This window comes from Sphingomonas sp. (assembly GCF_036388215.1).
GTDB lineage: Bacteria > Pseudomonadota > Alphaproteobacteria > Sphingomonadales > Sphingomonadaceae > Sphingomonas.
The window spans coordinates 25,999-35,912 of sequence record NZ_DASVSH010000002.1 but is presented as its reverse complement, the minus strand read 5'-3'; the positions used below and the strand labels follow the sequence as shown (position 1 = coordinate 35,912).

The window sequence follows — 9,914 nt, the reverse complement described above, 5'->3', positions numbered from 1 at the left end:
AGCGTGCGCCCCCGCGAATCCAAAGCTTGTTTGGCCACAGCTTGTCGCTTAACTCCAGCGCCATGGCCTGCGCCCCAGCCCCGGTTGACCGCCGAGCCCTTGTTGACGGTCATGGGCGCACGATCAGCTATCTGCGCATCTCGGTGACCGACCGTTGCGACCTTCGCTGCCGCTATTGCATGTCTGAGCAGATGACTTTCCTGCCGCGCGACGCCCTGCTGCGGCTTGAAGAAATCGCGTTGATCGCCGAGCGCTTCATCGCCCGCGGGGTGCGCAAGATCCGGTTGACCGGCGGCGAGCCGCTGGTGAGGCGCGACGCGATCGACCTGGCGCGCAGGCTCGGTCGCCGGATCGGCGACGGGCTCGACGAGCTGACGCTGACGACGAACGGCATGCGGCTTGCCGAGCATGCCCCGGCGCTGTTCGATGCAGGGGTGCGGCGCGTGAATGTCAGCCTCGACAGCCGCGACCCCGATATTTTCCGCTACATCACTCGGCACGGCGAGGTGGCGCAGGTGCTGGCCGGCATTGCGGCGGCGCAGGCCGCGGGGCTCGCGGTCAAGATCAACATGGTCGCGCTCAAGGGCCTTAATGGCGCCGAGATCGCGCCCATGCTCGAATGGTGCGTTGATCAGCGCCTCGATCTCACACTGATAGAGACGATGCCGGTCGGCGTGATCGACGAGGACCGCGCCGAGCGCTTCCTGCCGCTGACCGGCGTGCTCGCGGAGCTACAGGAGCGCTTCCCTCTCGTCCGCGACGATCACCGCAGCGGCGGTCCCGCGCGCTATTGGCGGATGGAGGGCACAAGCACGCGCCTTGGCCTGATTTCGCCGCTCACCTCCAATTTCTGTGACACGTGCAATCGCGTTCGGCTCACGACCGAGGGCAAGCTCTATATGTGCCTGGGGCAGGACGATCACGCCGATCTCAAGGCGGCGATCCGCTCGGGCGGACTGCCCGCGCTTGACGAGGCGATCGACAGGGCGCTCTCGCTCAAGCCCGCACGCCACGACTTTCGCATAGACGCCCGCGCTCCCGCCGTGGCCCGCCATATGAGCGTCACCGGCGGATGAAGCGCGCCCTCGCCGTCTCCCCCACCGATCAGGCATTGGCGGCAGCCGCGGAGCTGCGCGATGCCTATGAATGGGTGCCGCTCGACCAGGCCGAGTCGGTCGTCGCCTTGGGCGGCGACGGGTTCATGCTCCAGACGCTCCATACGATGCTGGGCACCCGGCGCACCGTGCCGGTGTTCGGGATGAACCTCGGCACGGTCGGCTTCCTGATGAACGATTGGCGGCTCGAGGGGCTGGATGAGCGGCTCGCTCGCGCGAAGCCCTTCCGCGTCTCGCCGCTCAACATGACCGCGACGACGCTGGACGGCGAGGTCGTGGTGCTCCCCGCGATCAACGAAGTCTCGCTGCTGCGCGAAACCCGCCAGACCGCCAAGCTGGAGATCACGATCAACGACCGCGTAGTGCTCGCAGAGCTGGTCGCCGACGGCATTCTGGTTGCCACGCCCGCCGGATCGACCGCCTATAACCTGTCGGTCCAGGGTCCGATCCTGCCGCTCGGCTCCGCGATGCTGGCGATGACTCCGATCAGCCCATTCCGCCCCCGGCGCTGGCGCGGCGCCATCCTGCCCGAAAAGACCCGCATCGGCATCCGCGTGCTGGAGGCGAGCAAGCGCCCGGTGAGCGCGGTGGCCGATCAGCGCGAAGTTCGCGAAGTCGCCTCCGTCAGGGTGGAGATCGATCACACGCGCGACCTCACTTTGCTCTTCGATCCCGAGCATGCGCTGGACGACCGCATCACGATGGAGCAATTCATAGCTTGAGGGCTTGCATCCTGAAATCGGGGTCTATAGACGCCCCCCACGGCTGTTCCCTGATAGCTCAGCGGTAGAGTAGGTGACTGTTAATCACTTGGTCGTTGGTTCGAATCCAACTCAGGGAGCCAGCCTCATTCCGCCACGACACCGCCGGTCCGCGTGAAGCGGAAATGGTCGCGGATGTGGCGGTTGTAATAGCTGCCTTTCGAGAATGCTTCGCGCATCGCCTCGGCGATCTCACGCGGCACTTCGTGATAGCTGTAGCGCTTGCCGCTGACGAACAGCACATCGAGGCGCTGATCCTCCGCATCGTAGCTCCATTTCCTGATCACCGTCGAAGGCATGCACTGAGAACGCCCGCGCCCGCTTGCGGCTCCGCGCCGCGCCTGACATGCTTGCCGCATGAGCGATCTCGACACCTTCATCACCGGCATGCCCAAGGCCGAGCTCCATTTGCATATCGAAGGCAGCCTTGAGCCCGAGCAGATGTTCGAGTTCGCACGGCGAAACGCCGTCGAGATTCCCTTCAAATCGGTGGAGGAAGTGCGCGCCGCATATGAATTCTCGAACCTCCAGGACTTTCTCGACATCTATTATGCCGGAGCCAATGTGCTGCGCACCGAGGAGGATTTCCGCGATCTGGCGCTTGCCTATTTCGATCGCGCCGCGGCCGACGGCGTCGTCCATGCCGAGATATTCTTCGATCCCCAGACCCACACGGATCGGGGCATTCCCTTCGGCGTCGTCGCCAACGGGCTGCTCCAGGGCATGGCGGACGCCGAAGCCAGGCACGGCCTCACTTCGAAGCTGATCCTCTGCTTCCTGCGCCACCTCGACGAGGAGGCTGCTTTCAAGACGCTCAACCAGGCCCAACCCTGGATCGATCAGATCGCCGGCGTGGGCCTCGACTCCTCCGAGGTGGGTCATCCGCCCTCAAAGTTCGAGCGGGTGTTTGCCGCTGCGGGGGCGATGGGGCTCAAGCGCGTGGCGCATGCCGGCGAGGAAGGGCCGCCGGAATATGTCTATGAGGCGCTCGATCTGCTGAATGTCGACCGGCTCGACCATGGCAATCGCAGCTTGGAGGATCCGCGCCTGGTCGCCCGGCTGGCGCGCTCGGGCATGACGCTCACCGTCTGCCCCTTATCCAACGTCAAGCTTTGCAACGTCGCCTCCATCGATGCGCACCCGATCGACCGGATGCTCGAACTCGGCCTTCGCGCCACCGTGAATTCGGACGATCCGGCCTATTTCGGCGGCTATGTCGGCGACAATTACCGCGCGATCGCGGGCGGGCGCGGCCTGGACAAGCGCCAGTTGGTCACGCTGGCGCGCAACAGCTTCCTCGGCTCCTTCCTCCCCGATGAAGCTGTAGCGGACCATCTCGGCGCGCTCGACGCCTATGCGGAGGCGAATGCATGAGCGGTATCGTCTTCACCCCGTTCAGTCATGAAGACATGGTCGCCGGCGTCCATGCCATTGCCGACGCCGCTGCCGAATGGGAGCCTTCGCTGCTGGTTGGCGTGGGCCGGGGCGGGCTCACTCCCGCGGTATATCTCTCGCACAGGATGGGGCTGCCGCTCGTGTCGATCGACCACTCCACCCGGATCGCGCAATTCGGCGAGGAACTGGTGAGCGTGCTCGCCCAGCGCACCAGGGGCGGCGATCGGCTGCTCTTCATCGAAGACATCAACGACAGCGGCAAGACGATCGGCGAAATCCGCACGGCGCTGGCCGCGGAAGGCGCGATCGCGGAGCATATCCGCTTCGCCGTTCTGATGAACAATGTCCAATCGTCGCAAACAGTGGAATACGGCTTTCGGGCCATAGACCGCGCCGTGCAGAAGGACTGGTTCGTGTTCCCCTGGGAGGCGATGGCGCCGCGCGAAGCGCTGCAAGAGGACGCCATGGAAGTGCCGGAGCGAATCGCCTGACAGCCGCTCACGCGTTCAGCCTCCGTCAATCGCGCGTGCGCCACCGTTCGTCCGGCGGCGCGCCGGACACATCGAGTTCCACGCGCGTTGCCATCGGGTAAGAACAGAAACCCTGCCCCCAAGCGCCTAACTATCGGAGGAACCATGCTGAAAAGCACTTTTAAGCGTCCGCGCATCGCCGCGCTCGCACTCGCCCTGGCGGGCAGCGCCGCGCTCGGCGGCTGCATGACCGCGACACCCTATCAGCCCGCAACCGGTTATTCGGCCAACGGCTATTCAGACCAGCAACTCGAAGACGACCGCTTCCAGGTCAATTTCCGCGGCAACAGCCTCACTTCGCGTGAGACGGTCGAGCGCTACCTGCTCTTCCGCGCCGCCGAGCTTACCCTGCAGCGCGGCTTCGACCATTTCATCTTGGTCTCGAAAGACACCGAAACTCGAACCACGCGGTATCGCGAGCCCAGCGCGTTCGGCGCCGGCCCCTGGGGCTATTGGAGTCCATCCTGGCGCTATTACCGTCGCGGCTTTGGCTGGGGCTATTACAACCCCTTCTACGACGATCCGTTCTGGAGCCGCCGCGACTGGGACTATCGCACAGTCAATCAATATGAAGCGATGGCTGAAATCGTCGTCGGTCGCGGCCCCAAGCCGCGCGGCAACGTCCGCGCCTTCGACGCGCGCGAAGTGATCGATCGCCTCGGCCCGTCGATCGTGACGCCCACGCGCTGATCTCTGTCAGAGCGGAGAAATAAGGGGAGCGACTGTTCGCAGGCGCTCCCTTTTTCGTGGCTGACACGGAAGGTTAGTAAAGGTTAGGCCAATGCGCGGTCGGCCAGGCCCGCGAAAAGTCACACAAGGTCACACCAGCAACGGCTTTCGCGCGGCGCGAATGTTCCCATGTTCGCACTGGCCATGGGGTTTTTCGGACCGACGATTTCAAAGAGCGGTCGGGGGTGCCGACCGGCTCAGCCAAGCAGGCGAAATCCTATATTGCAAGGGGGGTGCTTAGGGCACCGCGTCTGGTGGAGGACGGCTTGGCAGCTTGCTGCTTAGCGGAGGTTGGATGAGGGGACATGCTATCGAGAGGGTGATCCCCTCACCCAGCTACGACTAGGGCCGCGTGAAGAACGCGACCCAAGTCTGCGCAACCAGTTTCAGGTAAACAGCGCCCCGCGCTGTTTAGGCCATGCCGGGGGCATGGCCGACCTGAAACTCCCGATGGGAGAGGGAAAATCGACCGGCCGGTGTGCCGAGTGATGGGTGGGATATTGGCGGCCTAAGCCACTTGCCCGTGGCAATGTTTGTATTTCGAGCCCGAACCGCACGGGCACGGCGCGTTCCGGCTGACCAGGCCCTCCCATTCGGCGGGATCGGTCGGCAAGTCATCGCCCGTGGGCTGGGGGATGCCCAGCATCGGGATCCGCGTAGTCACCGCGCCGGTCGCGCCGCCGTCATAATCCCAGGTGTCGTCGTCGCCGCTCAGCGGATCGATGTGCGTCGTCAGGAAATCGGGCAGTTCCGGCAGGCCTTCCGGCGGCGCCATGCGGAACTGCGCCATCGCCAGCGTGCGCGTCACGTCTTCTCGGATCGTCTCGAGCATGCGCTGGAAGAGCGCGAACGCCTCGTGCTTATACTCATTGATCGGCGTCTTTTGCGCATAGGCACGCAAGTGGATCACCTGGCGCAGCGCGTCGAGCATCGCGAGATGCTCTTTCCAGTGATGATCGAGGCTCTGGAGCAGGATCGACTTCTCCACCTGACGCCACGTCTCGGGCTCCAGATCGGCCGCCTTTTCGGCGATCAGCTTGTCGGCCGCTTCACGGACGCGCTGCTCCACCATCTCGGGCTCGACGGTCTCTTCCTTGACCCACTGGTCCACGGGGACCTCGATATTGAGGACCGACCTCAGCTTTTCCTTGAGCCCCTCCACATCCCATTGCTCGGGATAGGAATTGGGCGGGCAGGCATCGCCGACGATCGCGTTGACCGTCTCCGCCCGCATGTCCTCGACTACGTCGCCCACCGTGTCGGCATCCATGATGTCCGAGCGCTGCTCGTAGATCACCTTGCGCTGATCGTTCATCACGTCATCATATTCGACGACCTGCTTGCGGATATCGTAGTTGCGGGCCTCGACCTTCTTCTGGGCGGTCTCGATCGCTTTGGTCAGCCACTTGCTGCCGATCGCCTCGCCGTCCTCGATGTTCGAGCGCATCATGCGGCTGAACAGCGTGTTCGATCCGAAGATGCGGAGCAGATCGTCGTCCAGGCTCAGATAGAAGCGGCTGAGCCCCGGATCGCCTTGGCGGCCCGAGCGGCCACGCAGCTGGTTATCGATGCGGCGGCTCTCATGGCGCTCGGTGCCGAGCACGAACAGCCCGCCGGCGGCGATGACCGCGTCCTTTTCCACCTGAATTTCGGCCTTAATCGCGTCGATCGCGGCGTCCTTCGCGGGGCCCTCGGGCATTTCGCTCAACTCGTCATGGATGCGGAACTCCAGATTGCCGCCGAGCTGAATGTCGGTTCCCCGGCCGGCCATGTTGGTCGCGATCGTGACAGTGCCGAGCCGGCCCGCCTGCGCCACGATATGCGCCTCCATCTCGTGATGGCGGGCATTGAGCACCGCGTGATCGACGCCTTCCTTGTTGAGGAAGTCCGACAGCATCTCGCTCTTTTCAATCGAGACCGTACCGACCAGCACCGGCTGCCCCTTGGAAGCGTGATCCTTGATCTTCTTGGCGATCGCCGCGAATTTCTCTTCGATCGTCTTGTAGAATTCGTCTTCCTCGTCGGCGCGCTTGACCGGCAGGTTGGTCGGGATCGTGACGACGTTCATCTTGTAGATGTCGAAGAATTCCGCCGCTTCGGTCGCCGCGGTGCCGGTCATGCCCGAGAGCTTGGGATACATGCGGAAATAGTTCTGGAAGGTGATCGAGGCCATGGTCTGGTTCTCGGGCTCGATCGCCACGCCTTCCTTGGCCTCCACGGCCTGGTGCAGGCCCTCGGACCAGCGCCGCCCGTCCATCATGCGGCCGGTGAATTCGTCGATGATGATGACCTTGTCGTCCTTGACGATGTAATCGATGTCGCGCTTGAACATCATGTTCGCGCGCAGCGCCTGGTTCAGGTGGTGGACCACCTGGGTATTTTCGAAATCATAGAGATTGGCGCCCACCAGGATGTCAGCCGCCTCCAGCATTCGCTCGACCTTTTCGGTGCCGTCCTCGGTCAGGATGATCGACTTCTGCTTCTCGTCCATCTCGTAATCGATCTTGTCGAGCTGCTTCACGATTGCATCGACGCGCATGTAGAGCTCAGACTTGTCGTCCGTAGGGCCCGAGATGATCAGCGGGGTGCGGGCCTCGTCGATCAGGATCGAATCGACTTCATCGACGATCGCGAAATTGAAGGCGCGCTGGGTCATCGAGGCGCGATCATATTTCATGTTGTCGCGCAGATAATCGAAGCCGAACTCGTTGTTCGTCCCATAAGTGATGTCCGAATGATAGGCTTCGCGCCGCGCCTGATCGGTAAGGTTCGGGATGATCACGCCCACGGTCATTCCCAGGAACTTGTAGATGCGCCCCATCCATTCGGCGTCGCGCGCCGCCAGGTAATCGTTGACGGTGACGACGTGAACGCCCTCCCCGGGCAGTGCATTGAGGTAGCAGGCCAGCGTGGCGACCAGCGTCTTGCCTTCGCCGGTGCGCATCTCCGCGATTTCGCCGCGGTGAAGCACGATGCCGCCGATCATCTGGACATCGTAATGCCGCTGCCCCAGCACGCGCTTGGCCGCCTCGCGCACCGTGGCGAAAGCCTCGGGCAGCAGATTGTCCAGCTTTTCGCCGTTCGCCAGCCGCTCGCGGAACCTGGCGGTCTGCCCGGCCAGTTCCTCGTCCGTCATCGCCGAGATGGTGTTTTCGAAGCCGTTGATCTTGGCGACGATCGCACCGAGCGACTTCACATAGCGTTCGTTGGACGATCCGAAGATGGTCTTGGCCAAACCGCCGAGCATGGGAATTCCAGTCATGATCTAAAGGAGGCGTCGCGCCGAGTACGGCGCGCGCGAAATGCAAATTACGGAGATGCGCGGCCGAACGTCAGCGGGCCGCGGCAAACCTCATTCGAGCCGGCGCTCGAAAGGAAAATGCTGCCCGGCGAGCGGCGCGGAATTGCGCAAGGGGCGCAGCGCCGGCGCCGAGCGCGTGGCGCGCGTTGCTACCGAAGGGGGCTTGACCGCCCGAGCGGGCTGGACCGCCGCCTGTGCCGCCTCGGCGGCATGGACCACCGCCACGCCCTGCACCGCGCGCACCTGCCGCTCGCCCGAACCGGCGCCGGTCAGGCTTGCAAGCAGCGCAGTGAGGAGAAGCAGCAATTCCAAGCGTATCTCTCATGTGCGGGAAGCCGCGCGGGCCTTCAGCCTACGCGGTTCGTCAGGCGACATAGTGATTGCCCGCGCGTTCGCCAATGGAAATCACGCGGCGAACCGCGCGCCGGGATCAGCCCTTCGGCGCCTCGGCTTCGAATCCGACCGTGACGTCGCGCGTCGAGGGCGCCCCATCGGCAACCGGATCGGCCTTCACATTGCCCTGGGCCTGGGTGCACGCGACCCGATCGATGGCAGTGCTGCCGCTGGTCTTGGCCGTTTTGCACCCGGTGGCTGCGCCCTTGCCGTCAAAGGTGAGCGTGACGACGGGGTTCTGGCGAAAGCTGGACGGCAGCTTCTGGACGGTCAACGTCAGCACCGTGGGCGGCGCGGCCGGACCCGCCTGGAAAGAAGCGAGCGCGAGCAGGGATACGAACAACATGAAAACCTCTCCGTTGGATAAGCGCTTGTAGCAAAAGCCCGTCTGCCAACAAACTTGATATTTGCCCGCCGCTGCCCGAAGCAGCCGCCACTCCATCTCGGGTCCCGCCATGTCCACCGAACGCTCACCGCTCGCCCTTCCCTTCCCCGACATGCCGGCGATCCCCGGCACGACGCCGCACGTGGCGCGGGCGCGCTACAAGAATTGGGACCGCTGCGACTTGACCTTCGTGACACTCGATCCGGGCACCGCGGTCGCGGGCGTGCTCACCCAGAGCCGCTGTCCCTCGCCCGAAGTGGAATGGTGCCGCAAGGCGCTGGTGCTCGGCAAGGCCCGCGCTCTGGTGGTCAATGCGGGCAATTCCAATGCTTTCACCGGAAATCGGGGTCGTGCGGCGGTCGAGGCGATCGCGGCGCGCGCCGCGGCGCATCTTGGCTGTGAGCCTTCGGACATTTTCGTCGCCTCCACCGGAGTGATCGGTGTGCCGCTGCCGATCGACAAGGCAGAGGCCGGGCTCGATGCCGCTTTCACCGCGACGCCGTGCACCTGGGAAGACGCGGCGGCTACGATCATGACCACCGACACCTTCGCCAAGGGCGCTGTGACCCATGCGATTGTCGATGGGCGCAGAGTGACGCTGACCGGCATCATCAAGGGTTCCGGCATGATTATGCCCGACATGGCGACGATGCTGGGCTTCATCTTCACCGATGCAGCAGTGGCCCCGGAGTTTCTGCAATCGGCGTTAAGCGGCGCGAATACTAAGACTTTTTCGTGCATCACGGTGGATAGTGACACTTCGACCAGCGATACCGTGCTCGCTTTCGCCACGGGCAAGGCGGGCAACGCGCCGCTCACCGACGAGGACTGCGCCGGAGCCGACGCCTTCCGCGCAGCGCTCGTCGATCTCTGCCATCAGCTCGCGCTGCTAGTCGTGCGCGACGGCGAAGGGGCTCGGAAGCTGATCACCGTCCAAGTCCAGGGCGCGGAAAGCGATCGCAGCGCCCATGCCATCGCCATGTCGATCGCCAATTCGCCGCTGGTGAAGACCGCGATCGCCGGCGAGGACGCCAATTGGGGCCGCGTGGTCATGGCCGTAGGCAAGGCGGGGGAGCCCGCCGAGCGCGACAAGCTCGCGATCCGCTTCGGGACCACGCAAGTGGCCGAAGGCGGGCTGGCAGTGGCCGGCTATGAGGAAGCCCCGGTCGCCGAGCATTTGAAAGGCAGCGACATCCGCATCGGCATCGATCTGGGCCTGGGCGAGGGCCGCGCCACCGTCTGGACCTGCGACCTGACGCACGGCTATATCTCGATCAATGCCGATTATCGGAGCTGAGCCTGGGA

Annotated in this window: 10 protein-coding genes and 1 tRNA gene; 7 read left to right on the top strand and 4 right to left on the bottom strand. The window is 64.1% G+C overall.

Annotated elements, in window-relative coordinates; genetic code table 11:
• Positions 1 to 62: 62 nt before the first annotated feature.
• The 3 genes from moaA (at position 63) to VF617_RS00885 (ending at position 1,959) form a co-directional block, all read left to right on the top strand.
• On the top strand, positions 63 to 1,076 hold the full coding sequence (moaA, locus tag VF617_RS00895) for a GTP 3',8-cyclase MoaA (RefSeq protein ID WP_331012969.1): 1,014 nt from the start codon (positions 63 to 65) through the stop codon (positions 1,074 to 1,076).
• A complete protein-coding gene (locus VF617_RS00890; RefSeq protein WP_331012968.1) occupies positions 1,073 to 1,837 on the top strand; it encodes an NAD kinase in 765 nt (254 codons plus the stop codon). The genes moaA and VF617_RS00890 overlap by 4 nt, the downstream gene beginning before the upstream one ends.
• Before the next feature lie 47 nt (positions 1,838 to 1,884).
• Positions 1,885 to 1,959, top strand: a tRNA-Asn gene (locus VF617_RS00885).
• Positions 1,960 to 1,962: 3 nt separating this feature from the next.
• Here VF617_RS00885 and VF617_RS00880 read toward each other — a convergent pair.
• Complete coding sequence (locus tag VF617_RS00880; RefSeq protein ID WP_331012967.1) at positions 1,963 to 2,175, bottom strand: KTSC domain-containing protein; 213 nt, start codon at positions 2,173 to 2,175, stop codon at positions 1,963 to 1,965.
• A gap of 58 nt (positions 2,176 to 2,233) precedes the next feature.
• Between VF617_RS00880 and VF617_RS00875 the strand changes: the two genes are divergently transcribed.
• The 3 genes from VF617_RS00875 to VF617_RS00865 all read left to right on the top strand — a co-directional run bounded on the left by VF617_RS00875 (position 2,234) and on the right by VF617_RS00865 (position 4,491).
• Positions 2,234 to 3,250, top strand: a complete 1,017-nt coding sequence (locus VF617_RS00875) for an adenosine deaminase (RefSeq protein WP_331012966.1) — start codon at positions 2,234 to 2,236, stop codon at positions 3,248 to 3,250.
• Complete coding sequence (locus tag VF617_RS00870; RefSeq protein ID WP_331012965.1) at positions 3,247 to 3,762, top strand: phosphoribosyltransferase; 516 nt, start codon at positions 3,247 to 3,249, stop codon at positions 3,760 to 3,762. The genes VF617_RS00875 and VF617_RS00870 overlap by 4 nt, the downstream gene beginning before the upstream one ends.
• Positions 3,763 to 3,906: 144 nt before the next feature.
• Complete coding sequence (locus tag VF617_RS00865) at positions 3,907 to 4,491, top strand: CC0125/CC1285 family lipoprotein (RefSeq protein ID WP_331012964.1); 585 nt, start codon at positions 3,907 to 3,909, stop codon at positions 4,489 to 4,491.
• Positions 4,492 to 5,038: 547 nt separating this feature from the next.
• Here VF617_RS00865 and secA read toward each other — a convergent pair.
• From secA to VF617_RS00850, 3 genes are all read right to left on the bottom strand, one after another.
• A complete protein-coding gene (secA, locus tag VF617_RS00860; protein ID WP_331013011.1) occupies positions 5,039 to 7,777 on the bottom strand; it encodes a preprotein translocase subunit SecA in 2,739 nt (912 codons plus the stop codon).
• Between the two features lie 105 nt (positions 7,778 to 7,882).
• Positions 7,883 to 8,143 carry a hypothetical protein gene (locus tag VF617_RS00855; RefSeq protein WP_331012963.1) on the bottom strand — a complete coding sequence of 87 codons (261 nt, stop codon included), beginning with the start codon at positions 8,141 to 8,143 and terminating at the stop codon, positions 7,883 to 7,885.
• Positions 8,144 to 8,261: 118 nt separating this feature from the next.
• Entirely contained in the window at positions 8,262 to 8,570 is a 309-nt protein-coding gene (locus VF617_RS00850) for a hypothetical protein (RefSeq protein ID WP_331012962.1), read from the bottom strand.
• Between the two features lie 109 nt (positions 8,571 to 8,679).
• Here VF617_RS00850 and argJ point away from each other — a divergent pair, with 109 nt between their 5' ends.
• Positions 8,680 to 9,906 (top strand): bifunctional glutamate N-acetyltransferase/amino-acid acetyltransferase ArgJ, encoded by a 1,227-nt coding sequence (argJ, locus tag VF617_RS00845; RefSeq protein ID WP_331012961.1) that lies wholly within the window; start codon positions 8,680 to 8,682, stop codon positions 9,904 to 9,906.
• Positions 9,907 to 9,914: the final 8 nt, after the last annotated feature.